Below are 26,359 nucleotides of genomic sequence, written 5' to 3'. Positions count from 1 at the left end.
TGCTGCGAAGCTCTCGGTGGGGTGGCCCGACCGATTGAGGAACCTTGATCAGCTTGAGTGTGACGGCGCTCGTCTTCGGCGTCGTCTTCCTTGCCGAACTGCCCGACAAGACGGCGCTCGCCGGACTCGTGCTCGGCACCCGCTACCGCGCGAGCTACGTCTTCGCGGGCGTGGCCGCCGCGTTCGCCGTGCACGTCGTGCTCGCCGTGGCCGCGGGCAGCGTCCTGACGCTCGCCCCGCAGCGCCTGGTGCACGCGATCACCGGCGTGCTGTTCCTCGGCGGCGCCGCGATGCTGCTCATGAAGAAGGGCGATGACGACGACGAGGTCAAGGCGCCCAAGGACCAGAGCTTCTGGCGGGTCTCCGGGGCGGGCTTCATGCTCATCCTGGTCGCGGAGTTCGGCGACCTGACGCAGATCATGACGGCGAACCTGGCCGCCCGCTACGACGACCCGCTGTCGGTCGGCATCGGCGCGGTCCTCGCCCTCTGGGCGGTCGCCGGGCTCGGCATCGTCGGTGGCAAGGCGCTGATGAAGCGGGTGCCGCTGGCCCTCATCACCAAGATCGCGGCACTCCTGATGCTGGCGCTCGGACTGTGGAGCCTCTACGAGGCGGTGGCCTGAGGCGGCCGCGGTGCGGGAGCGGTGGATGCCTCCGGACGGGGCTGCTGGTAAGGGCCTGACCTGCGTTGTTGCCCCGTGCGGGACTTGTTTTGTACCGTGAGGAAACAAAGTGGCTCCGCCCGTACTCCCTGACCGGCGGGCGGGGTCGCCTTGTTCCCGTCGACCTCCTCTCGACCTCGACCCCTCTCGACCTCGACCTCCTCTCGACCTCCCGATCTCCTCTCGACGCGGGTGCGGGTCCCCTTCGCCTTTGGAGTACGCCGATGACGGCCGTGACCGAACTGACCGCCCGAGCCCTCCTCCTGGACATGGACGGGACCCTCGTCAACTCCGACGCCGTCGTGGAGCGCTGCTGGCGCGACTGGGCGGCCCGGCACGGGCTCGACCCGGACGAGGTCATGAAGGTCGTGCACGGCCGTCAGGGGCACGCCTCCATGGCGCTCCTGCTGCCCGAGCGGCCCATGGCGGAGAACCACGCGGAGAACCGCGAGATGCTCGCGCGCGAGACCGCCGACCTGGACGGCGTCGTGCCCGTCCCCGGCGCCCCCGCCTTCATGGCCTCCCTCGCCGGGCTCCCGCACGCCCTGGTGACCTCCGCCGACGTCCCCCTGGCCACCGGCCGCATGGGCGCGGCGGGCCTCCCGATGCCCGCGATACGCGTCACCGCCGAGAGCGTCGGCGCCGGCAAGCCGGACCCGGAGGGCTTCCTCAAGGGCGCGGCGGAGCTCGGTATCGCTCCCGAGGACTGCGTCGTCTTCGAGGACTCGGGGGCGGGGATCGCGGCCGGGCGCTCCGCGGGGATGCGGGTTGTTGGGGTCGGCCCTCGGGCGGCTGAGCACGGGCCGACCGTGTGCGTCGACGACCTCACCCAGGTCCGGGTCACCGCCCTGCCGGGCGGGGGGCTGCGGCTTTCTTTCGGCTCCTTCTGAGTCTCCGGCAGCGCCGTAGAGGGTCCTGTGGCCTTCGGGCCGCGGGTTGTACTGGGCTGGTCGCGCAGTTCCCCGCGCCCCTTTGGGCGGCCTCGCGTTCGCTCAAGGGGCCCTTGTCTCCGCTTCCAGGGCTCGTCGGGTGGCCTTGCCGTAGGTGCCGAGGGGGTCCTCCGTGATGTCTCGGGTCCATTGGTAGCGGGCCACCGACTGGGCCAGCAGCGGGGTGTAGACGCCGTCCGTCGGGCCCTCGTACAGCTGTAACCGGCGCAGGCGGTACTGGAGCCCGGTGACCTCCGGGCCGCGGTCGCCCAGGCGCAGGACGGGCGGCGGGGACGGCGGGAAGGACACGGTGCCGGTCGCGCGGGCCGTCGTGCGCGTCGGGGACGTGGCGGGCGCGTGCAGGGGCCGCAGGGAGGGCGAGGCAGAGGGCGCCCGGGTCGCGGCGGGCGAGGGCCGCTCGCGGCTCGGCCGCGGTGTCGGCGTCGGCCTCGGTGGAGGGCTGGTGGCGGGCTCGGCCGACACGCGTGCGGCCGGTTCCTCCGGCGGCGGGTCGTCGTCGGTGCTGGCCGTGGTGTCCGGCAGCGCCCGGTCCGGGCCGCCGCCACCGCCCCCGGAGAGCATGCCGGTGGCGAACACGGCCGCCGAGGCGAACAGCGCCCCCGCCCCCGCGAACAGCGTCGTACGGCCGCGCCCGCGGGCCCGTCGGTGGGCGGTCCGCGCGGTGCCCCGCTCCCCGGCGCCGCGCACCGCCGCGGGCCGGGCGGCCGGTGGCGGCGGAGCCGACGAGAGGGCCGGAAGCGGCGCCCGCGGCTCCGGCAGCGTCACGTACGGCCGGATGTGCAGCGGATCGAAGTCCTCGGCGGCCGCCGCCTGCGCGGAACGGGTCTCGCGCAGCGCGTCCGCCGTCTCGCGCGCACATCCGCACGCGGGCGCACCACCCGGCGCACGCGATCTGCCGCACCGGGGGCAACACGCCCCCACCTGCGTCCCACCAGCCCCTAAGGCAGGCTCCTCGGGCCCCGCGGGCCTCCCGTGCCGCTCGCTCACTGGGTGCTCCCCTCGCTCGGTGGCCCCGTAGAGCTCCCCAGGAGTATGCAGCCGTATGACTCAACAGGCCATAACGGGTGACTCGGCTCAGGATGGAGATGAGGAGCACCCGGGGAGGTGGCCATGACGCAGGACGTGAGCGCCCGTCCGTCCGGGCCGGAGCACGGGGCGGGGCACGGCGAGCACGTGCCCGGCGGCGTACTGGTCTCCATCGGCGCGCTGCTGCTCGGCATGCTGCTCGCCGCCCTCGACCAGACGATCGTCTCCACCGCCCTGCCGACGATCGTCAGCGACCTCGGCGGCATGGAGCACCTGTCGTGGGTCGTCACGGCGTATCTGCTCGCCGCCACGGCGGCCACCCCGCTGTGGGGCAAGCTCGGCGACCAGTACGGCCGCAAGAAGCTCTTCCAGACCGCGATCGTGATCTTCCTGGCGGGTTCGGCGCTGTGCGGCGCCGCCCAGAACATGTCCGAGCTGATCGCCTTCCGCGCCCTCCAGGGCCTCGGCGGCGGCGGGCTCATGGTCCTGTCGATGGCGATCGTCGGGGACCTGGTGTCGCCGCGCGACCGCGGCAGGTACCAGGGCCTGTTCGGCGCCGTCTTCGGCGCCACCAGCGTGCTCGGGCCGCTGCTCGGCGGCCTGTTCACCCAGCATCTGAGCTGGCGCTGGGTCTTCTACGTCAACCTCCCCGTCGGCGCGGTCGCGCTCGTCGTGATCGCCACCGCGCTGCGCATCCCGGCCCGCTCGACCCGGCACACCATCGACTACCTCGGCACCTTCCTCGTCGCGTCCGTCGCCACCTGCCTGGTGCTCGTCGCCTCGCTCGGCGGCACCACCTGGGGCTGGGGCTCCCCGCAGATCATCGGGCTCGCGGTGCTCGGCGTGGTGCTCGCCGGATGCTTCGTCGCGGTCGAGCGGAGGGCGGCGGAGCCGGTGCTCCCGCTGCGGCTCTTCCGGGTGCGCACCTTCGCCCTGTCCGCCGTCATCAGCTTCGTCGTCGGCTTCGCGATGTTCGGGGCCATGACGTACCTGCCGACGTTCCTCCAGGTCGTCCAGGGCGTGTCGCCCACCATGTCGGGCGTGCACATGCTGCCGATGGTCATCGGCATGCTGATCTCCTCGACCGCCTCCGGCCAGATCGTCAGCCGCACCGGCCGCTGGAAGGTGTTCCCGATCGCGGGCACCGGCGTCACCGCGCTCGGCCTGCTGCTCCTGCACCAGCTGAAGCCCGAAAGCCCGACCTTCGAGATGAGCGCGTACTTCTTCGTCTTCGGCTTCGGGCTCGGTCTCGTCATGCAGGTGCTCGTCCTGATCGTGCAGAACGCCGTGGGCTACGAGGACCTGGGCGTGGCCACCTCCGGCGCGACCTTCTTCCGGTCCATCGGCGCCTCCTTCGGCGTCGCGGTCTTCGGCACGGTGTTCACCCACCGGCTCGGCGACAAGCTCGGCACGGCCCTCGCCGGGCAGCGGCTGCCGCCCGGCGTGAGCGTCGACTCCCTCAAGGCGGACCCGCGCGGCATCGCGGAGCTGCCCCCGGGCCTGCGGCCCGGCGTCGTCGACGCGTACGCGAGCTCGATCACCGACGTCTTCCTGTACGCGGCCCCCGTGGCGCTCGCCGCGTTCGTCCTGGCCTGGTTCCTGCGCGAGGACAAGCTGCGCGGCGCGGTCACCGCGCCCGACCCCACCCAGACGCTCGCCAGCAACCCCGTCCAGCGCTCCTCGTACGACGAGGTGGCGCGGGCCCTGTCCGTCCTCGGGACGCGGGAGGGGCGGCGCGCGGTCTACGAGGACATCACCCGGCGGGCCGGGTACGACCTGCTGCCCGCCGCGAGCTGGCTGCTCCTGCGCGTCAGCAGGCACGGGCACGTGGAGCCCGCGACGCTCACCGAGCGCAGCATGGTGCCGCTGACCGTCATCACCCAGGCCGCGCGCCAGCTGGAGGAGCGCCGCCTCGTGGTGCGCGAGGGCCTCGGCCTGCGGCTCGCCCCGGAGGGCCGGGAGGCCGCCGCCCGCCTCGCCGGGGCCCGCGAGGACTCCCTCGCGGAGCTCCTCGGCGACTGGTGGGGCCCGGAGCGCCCGACGGACCTGATGCGGCTCGTGGAGGAGCTGGGCGCGGAGATGTGCGGCTCGGACGGGGAGCGCCCGCGGGGCCCCGTGCGGGGAGCCGTGCGGTAGGGCCGTGCCGTTGACCGCCGTTGGCCGCGTGCAGGTTTCGTCGTGGCTGGTCGCGCAGTTCCCCGCGCCCCTACGGGGCTCTCGGCGCCCGGGCCCCTTGAGGCGTTCAGGCCTGCTTGGGCGCCGCCTGCTGTACGACCTCGAAGGACCAGACCTCGTTGCCCGTCGCGGCGGGCTTCGGGCGGTCGCCGCCGCCCTGGTGGGCCGCCTTCATGGGGCCCTCCATCCACGCCTGGAAGGACGCCTCGTCGCGCCAGCGCGTGTACACCAGGTAGTCGTCCGTGCCCTCGACGGGACGGAGGAGCTCGAACCACTCGAAGCCGTCCGAGCCCTCGACGGCCCCCGCGCGGGACGCGAAGCGCTTCTCCAGGACCTCGCGCTGCTCGGCGGGCACGTTCAGGACGTTGATCTTCACGATACTCATGCGGTCATCCTCGCCTACGGCCGCGTCGGGGCGGCGTGAGGCCCCGGTCCCGTCCGGACCGGGGCGCCGGGGTCAGGTGGCGCGCCGTTCGCGCCACTCGCGCGCCACCTCGTCCACGTCGTACGGCCGCAGGCCCAGCGGCGGCCCCGGCGGAGGCGTGCGCAGCGCCTCGCGGATCTTGTCGTTCAGCTCCGTCACCAGGCGCCGCGCCACGCGTTCGGAGGGGGCGTCGAGGGCGGCCGCGAGGACGTCCTCCGCCTCCTTGCGCAGCGCCAGGGTCGGCGACAGGACGGACACGCCCTCGTGGGCCAACTTCCGCTTGATCCACCACAGTTCGTCGTACGCCGCGGTCATGTCGTCGGGCAGGGGCCGGCCGCGGCCGGGCAGCGCGGCGAAGTCCCCGCGCTCCTCCGCCTCGCGGATCTGCCGGTCGATCCAGGACTCGAAACTCACCCCGGGGGGCTTCCGCTCCGTCATGGATCCATGGTCCCGGAGGCAATCGGCGGCGGCGAGGCTAGGATGCGCGCGAGTGTCCGAAACCATGGGGGTGCGGAGATGCTGGAGCTCACGATGGCCACGGTGTCGGGTGCGGACGCGGGCGCGACCGCGGGCATGACGATGGCGGAGGCCCCCAGCGAGCCGGGCGCGGTGCTCCTGGTCGGCCGTGACGGCAGCGTGTGCCGGCTCGTGCCGCCGCAGGACTGGCTGTTCGTGTCCCGTACGCACCTGGAGTTCCGCTGCGGCCCCGACGGCGTCTGGACCGTCACGTGGCTGCGCGGCTCCCAGCCGAACCCGGCGTCCGAGGTCCGCCTCCTCGCCCACGGGACGGCGACGCCGCTCGCCTACGGAGGGGCGGCGCCGCTGCCGCGGGGCGGCTCCGGGGAGATCGTGGTGCAGGACCGCTCGGGGCCGCGGAGCGTGAACGTGGGCTTCTACCACGAGGGGTGAGGACGAGGAGCGGGTGCGGGGGCCGAGCCCCGGTCCGCCGTGGGTCAGGCCCGCACCCGGGCGAGGGCGAAGCCGTCGTAGCCCTTGGCGCCGACCGTCTGCACCGCCGTGCCGTCGAGGTCCGGGTGGCTCGCGATGAGCTCCAGGGCCTCGCGGGTGCCGAGGATCGCCGGGTCGTCCGAGGCGGCGTCGGCGACCTCGCCGCTGCGGACCACGTTGTCCAGGACGATCAGGCCGCCGGGCCGGGTCAGCTTCAGGGACCACTCCAGATAGCGCGCGTTGTTCGCCTTGTCCGCGTCGATGAAGACCAGGTCGAAGGGGGCGGTGCCCTCGGCGTGCAGCGCGGCCAGGGAGTCCAGGGCGGGGCCCGTGCGCACCTCGGCGACCTTGTCGAGGCCCGCGTGGGCGAGGTTGGCGCGGGCCACGGCCGCGTGGGCCGGTGCGAACTCCAGGGTGATCAGGCGGCCGTCGTCGGGCAGGGCCCGGGCCAGCCAGATGGTGCTGTAGGCGGCGAGGGTGCCGACCTCCAGGATCCGGTGGGCCGGGACGAGCCGGGCCAGGAGGTGCAGGAGCTTGCCCTGCGTGGGGGTGACGCTGATCGGGGGCAGCCCCGCGGCGTCGCCTGCGCGGCGGGCGTGGGCGAGGGCCTCGTCCTCGGGTACGAGGAGGTCCGTGAAGTAGGTGTCGACGGCGGCCCAGGTGGACTCGGTGGTCATGGGACTCCTTGGGGTGGCGGCGGTGGGGGCCCTGCAGGGCTCTCCCCACACCCGCCCCTTCCCGAAACCAGGGGCTCCGCCCCCGGACCCCCGGCCCATCGGCCTTCGGCCTCGTCCTCGAACGCCGGACGGGCTTGATCTGCCGTGCTCGCCCTCGGTGCCGGGCCCGGCTCAGGCCCCCGGCTCGACCGCGGGCGGTGACCCCGGCAGGGGACGGCCCGCGGACTCCGTCATGCGCCAGACGGCGAAGCCGCCCACGACGGCCGCGGCCATCATGTAGTACGCGGGCATCATGACGTCCCCCGTGGCCCCGATGAGGGCCGTGACCACCAGGGGGGTCGTCCCGCCGAAGACGGACACGGAGACGTTGAAGCCGATGGACAGCGAGCCGTAGCGGACCTTCGTGGGGAAGAGGGCGGGCAGGGCCGACGGCATGGCGGCCGTGAAGCAGACCAGGAGCAGACCGAGCGCCGCCATGCCGAGCCCGATGGCCCACAGGGAGCCGTCGCGGATCAGGAGCAGGGCGGGCACGGAGAGCAGGAAGAAGCCGGCGCAGCCCGTCGCGATGACGGGGCGGCGGCCGACGCGGTCGGTGAGCGCGCCGACGAACGGCTGGGCGCACATCATCAGGGCCATCACCGCCAGCACCACGAGCAGGCCGTGCGTCTCGTCGTACTTCAGCTCGCCGGTCAGGTACGTCGGCATGTACGACAGGAGCATGTAGTCGGTGACGTTGAAGACCAGGACGAGGCCCACGCACAGGAGCAGGGTGCGCCACTGGCCGGTCACCATCTCGCGCAGGCCGGCCGTGCCGCGGGTGCGCTCGTCGGCGTGCGCCCGCTCCAGCTGGGCCGCGAACGCCGGGGTCTCCTCCAGGCGCATGCGCAGGTAGAGGCCGATGAGGCCCATCGGGCCCGCGATCAGGAACGGGACGCGCCAGCCCCAGGAGAGCAGGTCCTCGCTCGACAGGAGCGCGGTCATCAGGGTGACCAGGCCCGCACCGCCGATGTAGCCCGCGAGGGTGCCGAACTCCAGCCAGCTGCCGAGGAAGCCGCGCCGCTTGTCGGGGGCGTACTCGGCGATGAAGGTGGCGGCGCCCGCGTACTCGCCGCCGGTGGAGAAGCCCTGCACGAGACGGGCGACCAGCAGGAGGACCGGGGCCCAGACGCCGATCGTGGCGTACGAGGGGATCAGGCCGATCGCGAACGTGCCCGCCGCCATCATGATCATGGTGAGGGCCAGCACCTTCTGGCGGCCCACGCGGTCGCCGAGGGGCCCGAAGACCATGCCGCCGACGGGGCGGATCAGAAAGGCCGCGGCGAAGGCGCCGAAGGTGGACAGGAGCTGTGCCGTCGGGTTGCCCGACGGAAAGAAGACCTTGCCGAGGGTGACCGCGATATAGCTGTAGACGCCGAAGTCGAACCACTCCATCGCGTTGCCGAGCGCGGCCGCCTTCACCGCGCGCCGCACGAGCGCCGGGTCGGTGACGGTGGCCTCGGGGGCCGGGGCGCCGCCGGGGCCCGCGGGGGGCGGCGCCTGCTGCTTGCTCGGGGCGACGGGGGTGGCGTACGGCAAGAGCTCGCTCGCCTGCCTTTCGATCGACGACAAGGACACAAGTCGACGACCATAGGTGTAAGCACCATCATTACGGAGGGTGGTCATCTCGTGTCATAGGGCTGTAAAAGTGGGTGTACGCAGCTCAAACAGATCAAGATGGGCCAGTGCGGACATGGCGGCTTTGTGATCTATGTCGCGTCCCGCCCCGGGAACCGAACCCCGGGGCGCCGAGAGTTCTGTGAAAGAGGGGGTGGCGGTCGTCGTGCCTGGTACGGGCCTTGTCCGGGCGGGCACCCCGGGGACCGCCCCGGTTGGCCACCTCAGCCGGAAAGCCGGTAGAAAGCGGTGTGGCTGCCAGGTGAAGCGGGGGTTGCGCGCGTCTCTTCCCAGGGCGTGCGAGCCTCTTCAGGTGAGATCGCGGATCTCCTGGCACTTTGATCGAGGATGACGGATGGGGCGGGAGGGCCGACAGGGCGTGGCGAATGTTGAGCACAGGGGACCGGGAAGCGCCTTGGGCGCGGGGACGTCCGGCCCGCCCAAGGCGCGGATCGAGGCGATCCGTGTCGCCCTCTGGCTGATCGCCGCCGTCCTGGCGGTCCGGCAGGCCGCCGTCGTCCTGCGCACCCCCAAGGGCGAGCGGCTGACCGATCTGGAGACCTGGATCGGGCCGAACGGCGTGCTGCACGTGAAGGGCTCGCTGTACGACGCGGACAAGTTCACCGGCACGCCGTTCGCCGGGCTCGTCCTCAAGCCCTTCGCCAGCTCCGCCGAGCAGGCGCTCGGCTGGGCCTGGACCTTCGGCACCCTCGGGCTCGTCGTCGCCCTGGGGATCGTCGCCGCCCGCGCCCTGCCGCAGCCCGTCTCCCGGCGCGCCTCGCTGCTCGCGGCGCCCGTCGCCATCTGTCTGCTCATGCTGTCCCTGCCGGTCCGCAACACGCTGCACCTGGGGCAGACCAGCATCATCCCGGTCCTGCTCGTGCTGCTCGGGTGCTTCGCCGCCCGGGGCGAGCGGGCCAGCGGCATCCTGGTCGGCGTCGCCGCCGCGCTCCAGCCCGCCGTGCTGCTCTTCGCGCCGCTGCTGTGGTTCACCGGCCGCAGGAAGGCCACCGCGTCCCTCGGCCTCACCTTCGCGGGGCTGACCGCCGTCGCCTGGGCGGCCCTGCCGCACGACTCGACGACGTACTGGGTGCACCACCTGGCCGGCGCGGGCCTCGGCGCGAACCCGGCCGCCAACGCCAACCAGTCCCTGCACGGCGCGCTGCTCCGCTTCGGCCTCCAGGGGCCGCTGGAGATCGGGCTCTTCCTGGCCCTGGGCGCCGCCGTCGCCTTCCTCGGCCTGCGCCGTGCCGTGCGGTACGCCAAGGACGGCCAGCTGCTGCTCGCCGTCGCGCTCACCGGCTGCGTGGCCGTCGCCGTGTCCCCGACGAGCTGGCAGCACCAGCTCCTGTGGCTGCTGCTCGCGGTGGTCGGCCGGGTCGGCAAGCGCGCGTCCGACCGGTACGTGTGGCCCATCGCCATCGTCCTGGTGATGACGCTGCCGTCGAAGATGATGCTCCCGAACATGTCGGTCCTGGACCCGCTGCGCGACAACGTGGTCCTGCTCGCCGCGCTCGCCTCCGCGCTGATCGTGCCGTTCCTGTCCCGGACCGCGCCGGAGTACCAGAAGCCGATCCCCACCTCGTACGCCGATCCCGTACCGGCGCGGTGGAAGTGGGTGCCGCTGTTCCCGTTCTGGCGGCGCGTGCTCACCCGGCCGAACCTGCTGCTCGAACTGCTCCTGATCCGCGTCGGCTACTCCGCCTACCAGCAGACCCGCCTGGCCGCGACCGGCGGCACCATCTCCGGCGGCCGCGAGCGGGCCGAGGCGCACGGCGAGCAGATCCACTCCATCGAGCAGTTCCTGCACATCGACATCGAGCACTGGTTCAACCATCTGACGGCACGGACGCCGTGGATGGAGAGCTTCTTCAACTTCTACTACACGTCGTTCCACTTCGTGGTGCCGCTGAGCGTCCTCGCGATCCTGTACCTGCGGCGCCCCGCCCAGTACCGCTGGGCGCGCTCCGCGCTGGGCTTCGCCACGCTGCTCGCGCTCGTCGGCTTCTGGGGCTACCCGCTCGCGCCGCCGCGGCTGATGGAGGACCTCGGCTTCATCGACACCATCCACGGCCCGCAGGACTTCTCGCAGCCGGACTACGGCACGCTGACGAAGCTCACCAACCAGTACGCGGCGATGCCCTCGCTGCACTTCGGCTGGTCCCTGTGGTGCGGTCTGACCATCGCGATCCTCGCCCCGAAGTGGTGGATGAAGGCCCTCGGCCTGCTGCACCCGTTCTTCACGGTGTGCGCGATCGTCGGCACCGGCAACCACTGGGTGCTCGACGCGGTGGGCGGCGCGGCGGTCGTCGGCGCGGGCTTCGGCCTGACCTATCTGCTCCAGGGGCCGCGGGTGAAGGAGGTCCTGAAGCTCGGTTCGCCGAGACCCGGGCCCGGGATCCCGCAGCCCGCGACGGCGGGCCCGCCCGCACGGGCCGCGGCGCCGGACCGCCTGACCGAGTCAGCGCCCGAGGAGGCCGAGGCCGCCGGGCCCGCGGGGAGCGGGGACGGGCCGCCGGGCGGATCGGAACCCGTCAGCAGCGCGCGGGACGCGCCGGGCGGCCGTACCCCGAGCTGATCGTGTAGGTGCCGGGCGCGGGCACCGTGAGCCGGGTGAAGTCGCCCTCCTCGGCCAGGCACGCGCCCTCGGCCCGCAGCCACGGCGAGTACACGATCCGCACCGTCACCGGCCCCCGCTCCGGCACCCGCACCACCACGTCCGTACTGGTGGAGCGGACCACGGAGGCGGGGGCCGACACCATCGGGACGGCGTTGCGCACCCGGAAGACCTGCCAGTGCCTGCCCTTCCACACCGGCTCCAGCCACGCGGGGCGGCTCCTGACGAGGGCGGCCTCGTCCAGGGCGGGGCCGTCCGGGCGCCCGGAGGGCAGGACCACGAAGCCCACCGCCCACTTGTCGAGCCAGGCCCGGTAGGTGGTGGCGGAGAACGAGCCGTCGTAGAAGAGGCGGCCGCGCTCGATGTCGAGCTGGCGGTTCCAGCCGCGCGCCATGTTCACGTACGGGGCGAGCGCGGTGGCCTCGCGGTGGTTGCGGGCCGGGACCACCTCGACCCGGCCCCGGTCGGCGCCGAGCCGCTGCAGGGCGCTCACCACGCCGTGCGTGTCGGTGGCCCACGCCGGGACCACCGTCGACACCTCCAGGTCGTCGACGGTCTTCTGCGCCACCCACGCCGTCGACGCGACGAGCGCCGCGACCAGCGCGACCCGGCGCAGCACCGGGAGCGCCGGGGTCAGCAGGGCGGCGAGCAGCAGCGCGGGCGCGACCAGCTCGGCGAGCCGCTCGACGTTCGTGCCGATCGGCGAGGGGATGAGGTACGTCAGGACGGTCCCGGCCGCGTACACGCCCGCGCCCCAGCGCAGCACCCGCCACTCGCGCGGCCCCGCGACGATCAGGACGAGGCTGAAGAGCACCGGCGGGAAGATCCGGTCCGCCCACATCAGGTGCTCGCCCTTGAAGGGGAACAGCACGGTCGTGGTGCCCACGACCGCGACGGGTGGCAGCAGCAGGGCCAGGGCCCGGCCCCAGTCCCGTACGAAGAAGTAGCCCGCGCCCGCCACCAGCAGGAACAGGCCCGCCACCGGTGACGCCATGGTGGCGAGCGCCGCGCACAGGGCCGCGACGGCCGGGCGCCGGGTGCCGAGCAGGGCGAGGACGGCGCCGAGCCCGAAGGCGAGGCCGAGCGCGAACGTGGTGCGCCCGGAGGCGACGTTGCACCACACGGCGAGCGAGGCGAGCACGGCGGGGGCGACCGGGCGGCCCACCCCGGCGCGCTCGATGAGCTTGGCGACCAGCCAGGCGCCGGCGACCCCGGAGAGCACGGTGACGGTCTTCACGCCGAGCGCGGCCATCAAGTACGGCGAGATCACGCTGTAGTTGGCGGTGTGCATGCCGCCGTACCAGAACAGGCTGTACGCGGCCGTGCCGTGGTCGTCCGCGAAGCGGGCCCAGGCCTGCTGCGCGGCGAGGTCGCCGCCGCCGGTGGCGAGGAACGCGGCCCAGATCGCGTACAGCGGGAGCGTGGGGGCGGTGGCGAGGACGGGGACGCGGTGGCGCCGGTAGAAGGAACGGACGACTCGGAAGGGATTCTTCCGGTCGGTGGGTGAGCTGCCGGTGGGAACGATCGAGAGGTCGGCAGAGACCACGGTCACCGTTTCCGTTCGAAGACTTGACGCTGGTGAAGGGGCGGCGTTCACCCCCCAAGACGCTCCGGATGACGAAAACGTTGGCGCGTTCTGCCGATCAAGTGAACATATGGCGGAATGACTCGGGTGGTTCGGGGTGGTACGCGCGTGATGCGCGGTTCGCGCGGGGCGCGGGATCCGGCCAGGGGAGGCAGGGGCGGAGCGTAGGGGATGGGCCCCTGCCTCCCGTGGGGCCCGGTCAGCGGGTGCTGACCCGGAGCTCCTTGACGCCGTTGAGCCAGGCCGAGCGGAGGCGTCGCGGGTCGCCCGTCAGGCGCAGGTCGGGCATCGCCTCGGCGACGGCGTCGAAGATGAGGTTGATCTCCAGGACCGCGAGGGACTTGCCGAGGCAGAAGTGCGGTCCGCCGCCGCCGAAGCCGAGGTGGGGGTTCGGGTCCCGGGTGATGTCGAACGCCTCGGGGTCCGCGAAGACCTCGGGGTCGTGGTTGGCGGAGGAGTAGAAGACGCCGACGCGGTCGCCCCGCTTGATCGCGGCGCCGCCCAGCTCGGTGTCCTCGGTGGCCGTGCGCTGGAAGGAGACCACGGGCGTGGCCCAGCGCACGATCTCCTCGGCGGCGGTCACCGGCCGCTCCCGCTTGAAGAGGTCCCACTGGCCGGGGTGGGTGAGGAAGGCGTGCATGCCGTGGGTGATGGCGTTGCGCGTGGTCTCGTTGCCCGCGACGGCGAGCAGGATCACGAAGAACCCGAACTCGTCGGAGGAGAGGTTCCCCTCGTCCTCCGCGGCGACCAGCTGGCTGACGATGTCCCCGGCCGGGCACTCCTTGCGCGCGACGGCGAGGTTCATCGCGTACGAGACGATCTCCATGGCGGCCTCGGTGCCGACCTCCTCGGTGATCGCGTACTCCGGGTCGTCGTACCCCGCCATCTTGTTGGACCAGTCGAAGATCTTGGAGCGGTCCTCCTGGGGGACGCCGATGAGCTCGGCGATGGCTTGCAGGGGCAGCTCGCAGGCGACCTGGGTGACGAAGTCGAAGTCGCCGTCGGTCCCCGCGGTCTCCAGGGCGGCGCGGACGATCCCGTGCGCGCGCGCCCGCAGGGCGTCCTCCAGGGAGCGGACGGCGCGGGGCGTGAAGCCGCGCTGGACGATCTGGCGGACCCGGGTGTGCTCGGGCGGGTCCATGTTGAGCATGATCAGCTTCTGGACCTCGATCTGGTCGCGGCTGATCGTCTCGTTGAAGCGGATGATCGCGGTGTTGAGGTTCGAGGAGAACAGCTCGGGGTGGGTGGAGACGTGCTTGACGTCGGCGTGCCGGGTCACGGCCCAGTAGCCCGTGTCGTCGTAGCCGGAGATCCCGCGCCGCTGCGCCACCCAGCGCACCGGCTCCACCTGCCGAAGGCGCGCGAACTCCGGGAAGGGCACGCGGTCTTGGAGGACGTCCGGGTCGGTGAAGTCGAACCCGTCGGGCAGCGCGGGACAGGGCATCGGGGGCTCCAGGCGTTCGGCACCGGGGTGGTCGGGCGGCCGGTGTGCGGCCGCCCGTGGTCTGACGATCCATCAGGAGATGGCTCGAAAGGTAATAACCGGTTCTACAAGTCGCAAGGCTCGCGGGGCGGTTCGTTGCGCGCGCGGCGGGCCCGGGTGTGTGCACGACCCTTGCGGGAGAGGGGTGGGGCTCAGCAGACTGCTGACCGGAACTAGAACGCGTACCAGTTCTCGCGTGCTACGCGGGCGGGGCGCCGGGACGCCCCGCGGCATCCGGAGGAGAGGACGAGATCGTGGCCGCCGAACCTGTCATCGTCGAAGCCGTACGCACCCCGATCGGCAAGCGCGGAGGAGCCCTCGCCAACCTCCATCCCGCCTACCTCCTCGGCGAGACCTACCGCGAGCTCCTCGGGCGGACCGGCATCCACGCCGACTGCGTCGAGCAGATCGTCGGCGGCACCGTCACGCACGCGGGCGAGCAGTCCATGAATCCGGCGCGCACGGCCTGGCTCACCATGGGCCTGCCCTACGAGACGGCCGCGACGACCGTCGACTGCCAGTGCGGCTCCTCGCAGCAGGCCAGTCACATGGTGGCCAACATGGTCGCGGCGGGCGTGATCGACATCGGCATCAGCTGCGGCGTCGAGTCCATGTCCCGGGTGCCGCTGGGGTCCGGCAGCAAGCACGGTCCGGGCAAGCCCTTCCCCGACGAGTGGAACGTCGACCTGCCCAACCAGTTCGAGGCCGCCGAGCGGATCGCGCGCAGGCGCGGGCTCACCCGGCGGGACGCGGACGCCCTCGGGCTGCTCTCCCAGGAGCGGGCGGCCGCCGCCTGGGCCGAGGAGCGCTTCAAGCGGGAGACCTTCGCGGTCCAGGTGCCCACCACCGAGGAGGAGCAGGCCGCCGGGCAGGGGATGTGGCGGCTCGTGCACCGGGACGAGGGGCTGCGCGACACGTCCCTCGACGCCCTTGCCGGGCTCAAGCCGGTCATGCCGAGCGCCGTGCACACCGCGGGCAACTCCTCCCAGATCTCCGACGGGGCCGCGGCCCTGCTGTGGGCCTCCAAGCGGATGGCGCGCGCCCTCAAGCTCAGGCCGCGCGCGCGGATCGTCGCGCAGGCCCTCGTGGGGGCCGACCCGCACTTCCACCTCGACGGGCCCGTCGACGCGACCCGGGCCGTGCTCGGCAAGGCCGGGATGTCCCTGCGGGACATCGACCTCGTCGAGATCAACGAGGCCTTCGCCTCGGTCGTGCTCAGCTGGGCGCGGGTCTTCGAGCAGGACCTGGAGAAGGTGAACGTGAACGGGGGCGCGATCGCGCTCGGGCATCCCGTGGGCGCGACCGGGGCGCGGTTGCTGACCTCGGCCCTGCATGAGCTGGAGCGGCGCGACAAGGAGTTCGCCCTGGTGACGATGTGTGCCGGGGGTGCGGTGGCCACCGCCACGATCTTGCAGCGGCTGTAGCCGCCAGGGGGGCTCCGCCCCCCTGGACCCCCCGTATCGGCGCTCCGCGCCTCGTCCTCAAACGCCGGACGGGCTGAGAGGTCTCCGGCGGCCGGATCTTGTCTGCGGGCCCCGCCCGCGGGTCTGTGGGCGGGGCCCGCAGACAAGATCCGGCCCGCACCGGCACCATCCAGCCCGTCCGGCGTTTGAGGACGAGCGCGCAGCGCGAAAAGGGCGGCCACCCCGCCGGGGGTGACCGCCCTCACTGTCCAAGGCCCAGGGGCCAGGCTCAGTACCAGCCGTTGGCCTGCCAGTGGTTCCACGCCGCGCACGGGCTGCCGTAGCGCTCGTTCATGTAGGAGTGGCCCCACTTGATCTGGGTCTCGGCGTTGGTCTTCCAGTCGGCGCCCGCCGAGGCCATCTTCGAGCCGGGCAGGGCCTGGACCAGGCCGTACGCGCCGGACGAGGAGTTCGTGGCGGTGACGTTCCAGCCGCTCTCGTGGGAGACGATCTTGTCGAAGCACTGGAACTGGCCGGCGTCGCCGATCACTCGCTGCGCCACGGCCTTGGCCGAGTCGGACGCCGGGGCGGCCTGAGCGGGGGCCGCGGCGAAGACCATGCCAGTGGCGGCGGCGGCGAGGGCACCGCCGACGAGGGCCTTCTTGGGCGTGATGCGGCGGAGGAGCGTGACGGACACAGAGGACCTTCCGGTCGGGTACAGGACGGTCGCGGGGCGCTTGCCGCTCCGGCTCGTGAGGAGCGGGGGCAAATGCGTCGGCGCCGAGGCCTTGAGCTGTTTCCCGGAAGTGCCCGGGGGGCTCGTGGACGGCCGGTCGGCGCCGTGCGACTCATCCAGAGAAGCAGGGCTGTTACGCCGCCGCAATGACCCCTCTTACTAGTGGCACTCGCACCTCGGACGAAGGGCCCGGCTGTGATCTGGCTCTCAATCCGCAGGTCAGAGCGTAAATTGGCGTGTACTTGACAGTAGGGCGCGGCTACGGGGTCCCGTAGTAGAGGACCAAAGTCCTGTGGGGCGGCTCACCGCCCACCCCCCTGTTTCCTCACAGAACGCGCAACGCCGCTCACGGCTTCGGGGCCTCGAATGTGACCGGCGCCTCGAACGCGGCCCGCCGCGTGGCCCGGCGCAGCGCCTTCAGGACGGCCGGGCCGAGCGCGAGGCTCAGCACGACGGTGAGCACCGCCCGCGGCAGGTCCCAGCCGAGCGACGTGGCCAGGCAGTACGCGAGGAAGCGGGCCAGGTTGTCGCCGACCGCGTCGCCGGGCACGAAGGAGACGCCGGTGGCGAGGCCGGAGATGTACGGCCAGCCCTGGAGGTTCATCACGGTCCCGTACAGGACGGACGCCACCGCCCCGTACGCGCCGAGCAGCCACAGCTCACGGCGGCCCCGCAGGGTGTGGGCGCCCGGCAGGAGCCCCGCGCCCATGCACACCCACCCCATGGACAGCATCTGGAACGGCATCCAGGGGCCCACGCCGCCGGTGAGCAGCGCGGAGGCGAACATCGACACGGCGCCGAGGACGAAGCCGAAGCCCGGCCCGAGCACCCGCCCGCTCAGCACCATCAGGAAGAACATCGGCTCGATCCCGGCCGTACCGGCGCCGAGCGGCCGCAGCGCGGCCCCGGCCGCGGCGAGCACCCCCAGCATCGCGATGGCCTTCGCGTCCAGGCCGACGTCCGAGATCGTCGCCACGACCACGCCTACCAGCAGGGGGAGCAGGGCGGCGAACAGCCAGGGTGCGTCTTGTGCGTGTGCGCCGAGGCCCGAGTCCGGCCCGGCGAGCAGGGGCCAGCCGAAGGCGACCACGCCGATGGCGCTCACCAGGGCCAGGGCGGCCACGGAGCGGGGGCCCAGCCTGATGGGGCGTACCTGGTCGTCCCCTCTGCGGGCTGTGTGTGGCCGGTCGCGCCGTTCCCCGCGCCCCTTCGGGGCGCTCCCTCCCTCACCCACCCGAAGCCTCCAGAGCGTCTCGTACCTGGGAAACCGTGAGCCACCGCTGTGGTGCCAGGACCTTGGTGACCTGCGGGGCGAAGGCCGGGGAGGAGACGACCACCTCGGCGGTGGGGCCGTCGGCGACGACCTCGCCCTCGGCGAGGATCACCACCCGGTGCGCGAGCTCGGCCGCGAGCTCCACGTCGTGCGTGGCGAGGACGATCGCGTGGCCCTCGGCGGCAAGGCCGCGCAGGATGGTGACCAGACGGGCCTTGGCCGCGTAGTCCAGGCCCCGGGTCGGCTCGTCGAGGAGCAGCAGCGGCGGACGGGCCGTGAGGACGATCGCGAGGGCGAGGGCCAGGCGCTGGCCCTCGGACAGGTCCCGCGGGTGCGTGTCGTCGGCGATGCCCGGCAGCAGCTGAGCCACCAGGTCGCGGCAGCTGCCCGCGGGCGCCCCGGCGTCGTCGTCGGCGGCCGCGCACTCGGCCGCGACCGTGTCCGCGTACAGCAGGTCGCGCGGCTCCTGCGGGACGAGGCCGACGCGGCGGATCAGCTCGCGCGGGGCCGTGCGGTGCGGGGCGAGGCCGCCCACGCGGACCGTGCCGGCCGTGGGCGGCAGCAGGCCCACCAGGGTGGACAGGAGCGTGGACTTGCCCGCGCCGTTGCGGCCCATCAGGGCGAGGGTCTCGCCCGGCGCCACGGCCAGGTCGACGCGGCGCAGCGCCTCGACCCGCCCCCGGCGCACCGCGAGCCCCTCGACCCGCGCGCCGCTCGCGGCCACGCCCTGGTCCGCGGCCCGACCGGGCGCCTTCCGCCCGAGCCGCCACCACCGGCCCGCCGGGGCCGCGCGCCGCTCCTCGGACGCGCGGGACGCGGAGGAGGGGGCGGGCGCGGCGGGCGCCCCGTCCCGCTCCGGCGGCACGGCGTCGGCGAGCCGTTCGCGCAGCCCGGCCGCCTTGCGCCGGGCGTCCCGCACGGTCAGCGGCAGCGGCGTGAGCCCGGCGAGCCGGCCCAGGGCCACGACCGGCGGATACACCGGCGAGACGGCCATCAGCTCGGCCGGGTCGCCGAGGACGGGGGCCGCGCCGGGGGAGGACAGGAGGAGCACCTGGTCGGCGTACTGGACGACCCGCTCCAGGCGGTGCTCGGCCATCAGGACCGTGGTGCCCAGGTCGTGGACCAGGCGCTGGAGGACGGCCAGGACCTCCTCGGCCGCCGCCGGGTCGAGCGCGGACGTCGGCTCGTCGAGGACCAGGACCCGGGGGTGGGGGGTGAGGACGGAGCCGATGGCGACGCGCTGCTGCTGGCCGCCGGACAGGGTGGAGATGGGCCGGTCCCGCAGCTCGGCGAGGCCGAGCAGGTCGAGGGTCTCCTCGACGCGGCGGCGCATCACGTCGGGGGCGAGCCCGAGGGACTCCATGCCGTACGCCAGCTCGTCCTCCACCGTGTCCGTCACGAAGTGGGCGAGCGGGTCCTGGCCCACCGTGCCGACCACGTCGGCGAGCTCGCGCGGCTTGTGGGTACGGGTGTCGCGGCCCGCCACGGTCACGCGCCCGCGCAGCGTGCCGCCGGTGAAGTGCGGCACGAGCCCGCTGACGGTGCCGAGCAGCGTGGACTTGCCCACCCCGGACGGGCCGACCACCAGGACCAGCTCGCCCTCGGGGACGGCCAGGTCCAGGTGCTCGACGGTGGGCCGCGCCGTGCCCTCGTACCGTACGGAGACGTCCTCGAACCGGATCATGGTCATGGGCTCTGCTCCTGGGCGGCGGCTCGGGACGGGCGGGGGGCGGGGGCCTGCGCGGGCGGCGGCACCGGCGCGACGAACGCCGGGAGCAGGCCGAGCAGGATCGCCGCGGCGGGCCACAGCGGCAGCTCCGGCGCGACCAGCGGGACGACCCCCGGGTGCAGGGCCGCGGCCCCGGACGAACTCGCGGCGATCATCAGGCCCGCGACGGCGGCGCCGGACCCGGCGACGAGCCAGGCGCGCACGCCCCACACGTCGGGCCGGTAGCGGGTGCGCACCGCGCGCCGCCCGCCGAGCCACAGCCCGCCGAGCGCCGCGCCGAGCCCGGCGCCGAGCACCGGCAGGCCGTACGTCCCGCCGTCCGCGGTCAGCAGCCCGTACGTGCCCGCGCACACGCCCATGAGCCCGCCGAGCGTCAGGGCCGCCGTCGTCCTGCGCACCCGCGCGGGCACGGCCGCGGTGCGCCCGAAGCCGCGCGCGTCCATCGCGGCGGCCAGCGCCACGGACCGTTCGAGGGCGCCCTCCAGGACGGGCAGGCCGACCTGGAGCAGGCCGCGCACGCCGCGGTCCGCGCGGCCGCGCAGCCTGCGCGCGGCGCGCAGCCGCTGGACGTCGGCGATCAGGTTCGGCGCGAACGTCATCGCGACGACGACGGCGACCCCCGCCTCGTACAGGGCGCCCGGCAGGGACTTCAGCAGCCGGGCGGGGCTCGCCAGGGCGTTCGCGGCGCCGACGCAGATCAGCAGGCCCGCGAGGCGCACCCCGTCGTACAGCGCGAACACCACGCCCTCCGCGGTGACCCGGCCGCCGATCCGCACGCCCCGCGCCCAGTCCGGCAGCGGCACCTCCGGCAGCGTCACGATGAGGTGGGTGCCCGGGATCGGCGAGCCGAGGAACACGGCGAAGACCAGGCGGACGCCGATGACGAACAGGGCGATCTTCACGAACGCCCCGTACGCGCGCGCCCATGGAGCGGAGGTGCGCCGGGCCGCGACGACGTAGCCCGCGACCCCGACGAGCAGCCCGATGAGCAGCGGGTTGGAGGTGCGGGACGCCGCCGTGGCGAGCCCGAGGGCCCACAGCCACCAGGCGCCCGGGTGCAGGGCGTTGGAGCGGTGCGCCTCGGGGGCGAGGCGGCGGCGCGGGGCGGCCCGCACGGCGCGTGGGCTGGTCATCGCGTCGGGCCGGTTCACCCGCGCCGGCGGCGGGCCTGCCAGACGGCGGCGGCGCCGAGCACGACCACGGCGGCGACCCCGGCGACCAGGCCGACGGACGGGCCGCCGTCGCCCTCGTCGGCGGCGCCGCGCCCGCTCCGGTCGCCCTTGTCGCCGGACACCTGCTCGCCGCAGCCGGACTTCGGGTAGTCGGAGATGGCGCACAGCAGCGCGTTGTTGTCGTAGCGCAGGGGCTCGGCGACGGCGGCGAGCGCGTCGGCGCTCGACCCGCCCTCGTCGATGCGGGCGCACGCGGTGCGCGGCTTCGGCGGAGTCCGCCCGTCAGGGGCGTCCGCGGCCGTGCCGAAGTCGATGACGACCGCGATCCGCTTCTTGCCCGCCGCGGCCTTCGTGTCCGCGCAGACGGTGGCGAAGTCGGCGGTGCCGCGCGGCTTCTTCGCGGTCTTCGCGTCGGCGGACACGGCGAAGCGGAACCCGTCCACGTCCCCGTCGTCGGGCCGCGCGGTCGAGGGCCCCTGGGTGGCGTACGCCCACGTGCCGCCCTCGCCGCGCTGCCAGAACGACCAGTAGCGGTAGTCGGCGGCGTGGGCGGGGGCGGCCGCGAGGAGCGCGAGCAGGGCGGCGAAGAACACGGCCACCGCGCGGCGGTGGCCGTGTCCGCGACGGCGGTGGGTCACGGCTGGTTCTTCTTGCGGCCGCTCAGGAGGAAGCCGATGCCCGCGCCCGCGGCCAGGCCGACGCCGACGATCCACCAGACGCTCACGCCGCTGCCGTCGTCGTCCTTGTCCTTCTCCTCGTCGGCCGCCTGCGCCCGCGGGGCCGGGCCGGTCGCGTTGAGCTGCTTCACCAGGTCGGCGCCGCCGAAGTCGCGCGGGTCGAGGCCCGCGGCGTGGGCGGCGAAGACCAGCTGCGCGTAGGCGGCGGGGCCGCCCTGCTTCGCCCAGTCCGCGGAGTTGTCCGCGAGCCACCGGGCGGACTTCTGCGCCTGCTCGCCCTGGCCCGCGGCGGCCAGCGCGACGACCGCGTCGGCGGTGTTGCCGACGTCCGGCTTGTCCGTGGAGCCGGGCAGCGACGAGGTGAGGTGGCCGGACTTGCCGAGGGCGTCGATGAGGTAGCCGGTGCCGTTGGCCGCGGCCTGGTCCGCCGAGGCGGCCTTGACGCACTTCGGCGCGGCGGCGTCCTTCTTCGGCGCGCTCACGACCAGGCCCTTGCCGAGACCGCCGAGGACACCGGCCGCCGTGGCGTCGGCGTTCGGCGCGAGCTTGCCGGACTTGGCGTCGGCGAGGCCGAAGGCGCCGCCGTCCTTGCCGCAGTCCATGGCGAGCTTCGTCAGCGCGTCCAGCGGGGTCCTGCCCTTCTGGGACTTCGCGGCCGCGGGCTTCTCCCCGGCGGCGGCGAGCGCGCCGATCACGATGCCGGTGGAGTTGGCGTCGCTCGGCAGGCCCGGGGTGTAGCCCCAGCCGCCGTCCTGGTTCTGCACGGACTTCAGCCAGGCCACGCCCTTGTCGACGGCCTTCTTCTCGCCGCCGAGCGCGGCCAGGGCCTGCACGGCCGCGGCCGTCGAGTTGCTGTCGACCTGCGCCTTGGAGTCGCAGGGCACGTCCGCGTCGGCGCGGTAGGCCGCGAAGCCGCCGCTGGCGCACTGCTGGCCGGTCAGCCAGTCCACGGCCTTCGCCGCGGGCGTGACCCCGGTCGCGTCCTGCGCGAGCAGGGCGTACGACTGCCGGAACACGCCGTCGAACTTCGGGTCCGTCTTGCCGTACAGACCGGAGGGGAGCGCACCGGAGGGCGAGGGCGAGGCCTCGTCGGCGAGGGCGGCCGGGGCCGCGGCCGTGCCGAGGGCGACGGCGGCGGCCAGGGCAGCTGCGCTGCGGCGAACGTTCATGATGCGGCGGGTGCCTCTCCCTGCGGGGAGCCGGGCGGCACGGCACGACAGGGGCACCGGGCGGCTCCGGCTCCGTGTGCCTCGACGGTGCCGGCCATCGGTACGGTCCCGATGACGCGAGCCGGTCACGCGTCGCACGAGGTGCTCCGGCCCGCCACGGGCGGGTTGTGCCACGGCGGCCTCTCCCGGATCGGGCGAAGCCAGGACCTCGGGGAAGGTACAGCGCCGGATTTCCACCGGCTTCCCCTCGTACGTACGTGATGACGACGCGCACACTCTACCGGCCCGTACGCCGCCCCTCCCGGCACGCGCCCCGGCGGGCGCCGAGGGCGCGCCGAAGGGGGCCGGGGCCGGTGATCGCGCTCTGGTGCGGTCCGTGCGGCGGGCGTAGCGTGGCGGGAGCCTCAGGGCACGGCAGCCGAGGGGAGCACCATCGTGACGGACCCGAGCCGTAGGCGGCAGCAGCGCGGCGGTGACCAGGCCGCCCGCACCTACCTGATCACCGGCGCCGCCTCCGGCATCGGCAGGGCCACCGCGCGCCGGCTGGGCGCGCGCGGCCACCGGGTCATCGGCGCGGACCTCAAGGACACCGACATCAGCGCCGACCTCGGCACCGCGGAGGGCCGCGCGCTGCTCGCCGAGGCGGCGGCCGACCTCGGCGGCGGGCGGCTCGACGCCGTGATCGCCTGTGCCGGGGTCGCCGCGTACGACCCCGTGACCGTGCGGGTGAACGCCTTCGGCGCGATCGCCACGCTCACCGGCCTGCGGCCGCTCCTGGCTGCGGGCCGCGATCCGCGGGCGGCCGCCGTGGCGTCCGTGGCCGTCCTGCACCCCGCCGACCCGGCGATCGTCGAGGCGGTGCTCGCCGACGACGAGGCCGCGGCCGTCGCCGCCGCGCGCGCCGCGGTCGAGCGCGGCGAGGGGCAGCGGGTGTACGCCTCCGCCAAGCACGCCCTCGCGCGGTGGGTGCGGCGCGCCGCCGTGAGCGACGCGTGGGCGGGCGCGGGCATCCCGCTGAACGCGATCGGGCCCGGCATCATCCGCACCCCCATGAGCCGCCCCATGCTCGAGGACCCGGAGGTCCGCGCGATCGCGGACGCCGCCGTCCCCATGCCGCTGCACGGCTACGGCGAGCCGGAGCAGGTCGCCCCGCTGCTCGACTTCCTCACCTCGCCGGAGAACACCCACGTCACCGGCCAGGTGGTCTTCATCGACGGCGGTGCGGACGCGGTGCTGCGGGGGGACGCGAGCTGGTGACGCGGCGGGCGCGCGCCGCGGGGCCTCACACCGCCGCGTACGCCACCGGGTCGCTGCCCGGCACCGCCCGCGCCCGCCCCAGCTTCACCAGCCTGCGCACGTGCGCCTCCGCCTCGGAGACGGCGATGGTGCGCGAGCCCGCGGGGATGTCGGCCCAGGGCCTGTTCCACTCCATGCGCTCGGCGAGCTGCCAGGGGGTGCGCTCCTCGGCGAGCAGCGCGAGCAGGCCCGCGAGCCGCTGCTCGTGGTGGGCGAGCAACTCCCGTACGCGGGCGGGCGCGTGGGCGAAGGCGTGCTGGTGCGCGGGCAGCACCTCCGCGACGCCGAGCCGCCCGATCCGCTCCAGGGAGTCCAGATAGTCGCCGAGGGGGTCTCCCCTGCTCGGGCGAAGCCGAGAGCTTGGGGAGGGGCCGGTGGCCGTCCGGTCGTCGGGGTCCTCGTACAGGCCGATGTGCGGGGTGATGCCCGGCAGGAGGTGGTCGCCGCTGAACAGGCGCCCGCGCCCGGGGAGCCGGGCCGGGTGCTCCTCCTCCAAGTGCAGGCACACGTGGCCCGGGGTGTGGCCCGGCGTCCAGATCGCGCGCAGCCGGCGGCCGGGCAGGTCGAGGAGCTCGCCGGGCGGGATCGGCCGGTCCGGCAGGGCGGGCAGGCGGGCGGCGAGGCCGGGCACGCGCCCCGCGTCGCGGGCGGCGGCCAGCGGCGCCACGTGCCCGGCGGGCGCGCCCGCGGCGGTCAGCTTGTCCACCAGATACCCGAACCACCGCCGCATCGGATACTCCCGGGTGCGCCGCACCACGTGCGCGTCGGCCTCGTGCATCGCGAGCCACGCCCCGGACGCGGCGCGCACCCGCGCGGACAGGCCGTGGTGGTCCGGGTGGTGGTGGGTGAGCAGCACCCCGTGCACCTCGGCGACCTCGGTGCCGCAGGCGGCGAGCCCCGCGACGAGCACGTCCCACGACGCCGGGTCGTCCCAGCCGGTGTCGATCAGGACGGGGCCCCGGTCGGTGTCGAGCACGTACACCAGCGTGTGGCCGAGGGGGTTGTCGGGGATCGGCACGGCGATGCTCCACACCCCGCCGCCGTGCCCGGTCACCCCCGGGCCCGCCACCTGTGTCATCCGCCGCCCCCGTCCCTGCCGCCGGAGCTGTCGGCCGCACGGCCGTTGCCCATCTAACTAGAACAGATGCACCATCAGATGGCACTGTAGGACCTCCGCTTGAAGGTCTGATGAGCTGCGGGCCGCGCGCTGGCGGTGGTTGGTGGCCATCCTCGGACTGTCCCGGGGTCGGCCCGGCGAGGGCCTGTGCTCGCTACTGCCTCGCCGACCGGTCCAGAGAGCAAAGATGCCGACGCCACGCTCCGTCGCCAGCGAAAGTGCGGAAGAGCTGAGCGATTTACAGTGTTCAAATATGTCCGATTGCAGAGTATGGGACACAATATAGATGCATCTTTCCTGCAACCTTGGGGAAGAGTATGGACTGTTCGGCCTGACTCGTTCAACGACTGACCAGCAGGGTTCAGGAGAGGGCGCGCAGTCATGGATGAATCCCAGCCACTGGACCCCCTTGCCAAGACCGCCTTGTGGACGGCTTCGATGAGGGCGCGCGAGCACCGGCGTGCGGACCGGTTGTTCTCCGACCCGCTGGCGGAGACGTTCGCCGGTGATGAGGGGCCGAGGATCATGTCGCAGTTCGAGGGGCATGTGCAGTCCGGGGTGGAGGACCCGGCGCTCGCGGTGCGGACCCGCTTCTTGGACGATCAGTTACTGAAGCTCGATGCCGATGGAGTAGGGCAGTTCGTCTTTGTCGCCGTTGGTATGGACTCGCGTGCCTTCCGCCTGGAGTGGTCCTCGGGCGTGCTGATCTATGAACTCGACCGTCCCGCTCTGCTCAGCTTCAAGGACGACCTCGTACGCGCCCTCCGAGCGCCGGCCACGGCGGCCCGCGTCCCCCTTGGAGTAGACCTGCTGACGGACTGGACGTGCCCACTTCTTGAGGCTGGCTTCGATCCTCGGCAGCCCACGTGCTGGCTGGTTGAGGGCTTGCTGTACTTCCTCCATCCGCACGAGCGCGACGTGCTGCTGCACAGGCTCACGGACTTGTCGGCCGCCGGGAGTCGACTCCTTGCGGACTACGTCGGTCAGACATCCCTGGACAGTCCTGGCATGGCCGCCTGGCGCGCGCGCATGGCTGAGCAGGGGCATCCGTGGAAGTCGGGCAGTGACCGGCCTGAGGAGGTCTTCGCCCCCCTTGGCTGGAAGATCCAGGTCTCCGCGTATGGCGATCCGGACGCGAACTACGGCCGCTGGTCGGAAGCGGCCGTCGCGCCCGGGATGCCCGGGACACGCGGCCGGTATCTCGTGATCGCCGACAAGCAGTGACGACCCAGCAGGCGCTATTTATCAACGGGCAGAGCTACTTGTGGAGCCCGACAAAGGATGGGCCTACGCGCACCGGCTTCACCTCGATGGTCTTCCACACGTCCTGCACGACGTATGGCTCGATCTTGAGCCATGCGTCCAGCTCGGCCCTCGACGGGTAGTCCAGGATCAGCATGGACCCGATCATCCGGTCGTTCTCGTCGAGGATGGCGGTGCCGAAAAGCATATGGCCTTCGGCTACCAGCTTGTCGCCCAGAGCGATGTGCGCTTCACGTGCGGCCAGGCGACGGTCCAGGCCGCCTTCGACCGTGCCGTGATCGTAGGCGAGGAGCATGAACTGCATCGGGTTCCCCTTGTGTTGTT

23 protein-coding genes are annotated in these 26,359 nt (G+C 73.6%); 8 read left to right on the top strand and 15 right to left on the bottom strand.

Going from position 1 to position 26,359, the window contains the following annotated elements:
• The first annotated feature begins 44 nt into the window (after positions 1-44).
• The gene (locus tag C9F11_RS13255) at positions 45-623 is read left to right on the top strand and encodes a TMEM165/GDT1 family protein (protein ID WP_138959489.1); all 579 of its coding nucleotides are present in this window, start codon (positions 45-47) and stop codon (positions 621-623) included.
• A 263-nt stretch (positions 624-886) separates the two neighbouring features.
• The gene (locus C9F11_RS13250; protein ID WP_138959488.1) at positions 887-1,552 is read left to right on the top strand and encodes an HAD family hydrolase; all 666 of its coding nucleotides are present in this window, start codon (positions 887-889) and stop codon (positions 1,550-1,552) included.
• A gap of 102 nt (positions 1,553-1,654) precedes the next feature.
• Here the strand turns inward: C9F11_RS13250 and C9F11_RS13245 are convergent, their stop codons facing one another.
• On the bottom strand, positions 1,655-2,377 hold the full coding sequence (locus C9F11_RS13245) for a peptidoglycan-binding domain-containing protein (protein ID WP_138959487.1): 723 nt from the start codon (positions 2,375-2,377) through the stop codon (positions 1,655-1,657).
• Between the two features lie 345 nt (positions 2,378-2,722).
• Here C9F11_RS13245 and C9F11_RS13240 point away from each other — a divergent pair, with 345 nt between their 5' ends.
• Positions 2,723-4,774, top strand: coding sequence for an MFS transporter (locus tag C9F11_RS13240; protein WP_138959486.1), 2,052 nt, complete (start codon positions 2,723-2,725; stop codon positions 4,772-4,774).
• 106 nt (positions 4,775-4,880) lie between these two features.
• Here the strand turns inward: C9F11_RS13240 and C9F11_RS13235 are convergent, their stop codons facing one another.
• A complete protein-coding gene (locus C9F11_RS13235; protein ID WP_138959485.1) occupies positions 4,881-5,198 on the bottom strand; it encodes an antibiotic biosynthesis monooxygenase in 318 nt (105 codons plus the stop codon).
• A gap of 72 nt (positions 5,199-5,270) precedes the next feature.
• Complete coding sequence (locus C9F11_RS13230) at positions 5,271-5,675, bottom strand: DUF1992 domain-containing protein (protein ID WP_138959484.1); 405 nt, start codon at positions 5,673-5,675, stop codon at positions 5,271-5,273.
• A gap of 78 nt (positions 5,676-5,753) precedes the next feature.
• Here C9F11_RS13230 and C9F11_RS13225 point away from each other — a divergent pair, with 78 nt between their 5' ends.
• A complete protein-coding gene (locus tag C9F11_RS13225) occupies positions 5,754-6,146 on the top strand; it encodes a M20 family dipeptidase (RefSeq protein ID WP_138959483.1) in 393 nt (130 codons plus the stop codon).
• 44 nt (positions 6,147-6,190) lie between these two features.
• On the opposite strand, the gene C9F11_RS13220 is transcribed toward C9F11_RS13225, so the two are convergent.
• The gene (locus C9F11_RS13220; RefSeq protein WP_138959482.1) at positions 6,191-6,862 is read right to left on the bottom strand and encodes an O-methyltransferase; all 672 of its coding nucleotides are present in this window, start codon (positions 6,860-6,862) and stop codon (positions 6,191-6,193) included.
• Between the two features lie 171 nt (positions 6,863-7,033).
• On the bottom strand, positions 7,034-8,470 hold the full coding sequence (gene proP, locus C9F11_RS13215; protein ID WP_249401712.1) for a glycine betaine/L-proline transporter ProP: 1,437 nt from the start codon (positions 8,468-8,470) through the stop codon (positions 7,034-7,036).
• Positions 8,471-8,894: 424 nt separating this feature from the next.
• Here proP and C9F11_RS13210 point away from each other — a divergent pair, with 424 nt between their 5' ends.
• Complete coding sequence (locus C9F11_RS13210) at positions 8,895-11,093, top strand: bifunctional glycosyltransferase 87/phosphatase PAP2 family protein (RefSeq protein WP_138959480.1); 2,199 nt, start codon at positions 8,895-8,897, stop codon at positions 11,091-11,093.
• Here the strand turns inward: C9F11_RS13210 and C9F11_RS13205 are convergent.
• Both C9F11_RS13205 and C9F11_RS13200 read right to left on the bottom strand, forming a co-directional pair.
• Complete coding sequence (locus C9F11_RS13205) at positions 11,050-12,684, bottom strand: hypothetical protein (protein ID WP_138959479.1); 1,635 nt, start codon at positions 12,682-12,684, stop codon at positions 11,050-11,052. The two genes, C9F11_RS13210 and C9F11_RS13205, sit on opposite strands and share 44 nt — an antisense overlap.
• Positions 12,685-12,916: 232 nt before the next feature.
• The gene (locus C9F11_RS13200; protein ID WP_138959478.1) at positions 12,917-14,161 is read right to left on the bottom strand and encodes a cytochrome P450; all 1,245 of its coding nucleotides are present in this window, start codon (positions 14,159-14,161) and stop codon (positions 12,917-12,919) included.
• A gap of 293 nt (positions 14,162-14,454) precedes the next feature.
• Between C9F11_RS13200 and C9F11_RS13195 the strand changes: the two genes are divergently transcribed.
• Positions 14,455-15,624 (top strand): steroid 3-ketoacyl-CoA thiolase, encoded by a 1,170-nt coding sequence (locus C9F11_RS13195; protein WP_138959477.1) that lies wholly within the window; start codon positions 14,455-14,457, stop codon positions 15,622-15,624.
• Between the two features lie 268 nt (positions 15,625-15,892).
• Here the strand turns inward: C9F11_RS13195 and C9F11_RS13190 are convergent, their stop codons facing one another.
• The 6 genes from C9F11_RS13190 to C9F11_RS13165 form a co-directional block, all read right to left on the bottom strand.
• The gene (locus C9F11_RS13190) at positions 15,893-16,300 is read right to left on the bottom strand and encodes a transglycosylase SLT domain-containing protein (protein ID WP_138959476.1); all 408 of its coding nucleotides are present in this window, start codon (positions 16,298-16,300) and stop codon (positions 15,893-15,895) included.
• Positions 16,301-16,685: 385 nt separating this feature from the next.
• Positions 16,686-17,483: an ECF transporter S component gene (locus C9F11_RS13185; RefSeq protein ID WP_249402171.1), complete on the bottom strand. Its 798-nt coding sequence runs from the start codon at positions 17,481-17,483 to the stop codon at positions 16,686-16,688.
• An 82-nt stretch (positions 17,484-17,565) separates the two neighbouring features.
• Complete coding sequence (locus tag C9F11_RS13180; RefSeq protein ID WP_138966417.1) at positions 17,566-19,296, bottom strand: ABC transporter ATP-binding protein; 1,731 nt, start codon at positions 19,294-19,296, stop codon at positions 17,566-17,568.
• A gap of 2 nt (positions 19,297-19,298) precedes the next feature.
• Positions 19,299-20,474 carry an energy-coupling factor transporter transmembrane component T gene (locus C9F11_RS13175; RefSeq protein WP_138959474.1) on the bottom strand — a complete coding sequence of 392 codons (1,176 nt, stop codon included), beginning with the start codon at positions 20,472-20,474 and terminating at the stop codon, positions 19,299-19,301.
• 14 nt (positions 20,475-20,488) lie between these two features.
• Positions 20,489-21,151, bottom strand: a complete 663-nt coding sequence (locus C9F11_RS13170; RefSeq protein WP_249401711.1) for an SCO2322 family protein — start codon at positions 21,149-21,151, stop codon at positions 20,489-20,491.
• On the bottom strand, positions 21,148-22,359 hold the full coding sequence (locus tag C9F11_RS13165) for a prenyltransferase/squalene oxidase repeat-containing protein (RefSeq protein WP_138959473.1): 1,212 nt from the start codon (positions 22,357-22,359) through the stop codon (positions 21,148-21,150). The genes C9F11_RS13170 and C9F11_RS13165 overlap by 4 nt, the downstream gene beginning before the upstream one ends.
• A 435-nt stretch (positions 22,360-22,794) precedes the next feature.
• Between C9F11_RS13165 and C9F11_RS13160 the strand changes: the two genes are divergently transcribed.
• Complete coding sequence (locus C9F11_RS13160; RefSeq protein WP_138959472.1) at positions 22,795-23,616, top strand: SDR family oxidoreductase; 822 nt, start codon at positions 22,795-22,797, stop codon at positions 23,614-23,616.
• Positions 23,617-23,641: 25 nt separating this feature from the next.
• On the opposite strand, the gene C9F11_RS13155 is transcribed toward C9F11_RS13160, so the two are convergent.
• A complete protein-coding gene (locus C9F11_RS13155) occupies positions 23,642-24,733 on the bottom strand; it encodes an MBL fold metallo-hydrolase (protein WP_138959471.1) in 1,092 nt (363 codons plus the stop codon).
• A 420-nt stretch (positions 24,734-25,153) separates the two neighbouring features.
• Here C9F11_RS13155 and C9F11_RS13150 point away from each other — a divergent pair, with 420 nt between their 5' ends.
• Entirely contained in the window at positions 25,154-25,996 is an 843-nt protein-coding gene (locus tag C9F11_RS13150) for an SAM-dependent methyltransferase (RefSeq protein ID WP_138959470.1), read from the top strand.
• 34 nt (positions 25,997-26,030) lie between these two features.
• On the opposite strand, the gene C9F11_RS13145 is transcribed toward C9F11_RS13150, so the two are convergent.
• Positions 26,031-26,339, bottom strand: coding sequence for a YciI family protein (locus C9F11_RS13145; protein WP_138959469.1), 309 nt, complete (start codon positions 26,337-26,339; stop codon positions 26,031-26,033).
• Between the last annotated feature and the right edge of the window lie 20 nt (positions 26,340-26,359).

The sequence above is a fragment of the Streptomyces sp. YIM 121038 genome (assembly GCF_006088715.1).
Lineage (GTDB): Bacteria > Actinomycetota > Actinomycetes > Streptomycetales > Streptomycetaceae > Streptomyces.
This window is presented reverse-complemented; position numbering and strand designations above follow the sequence as displayed.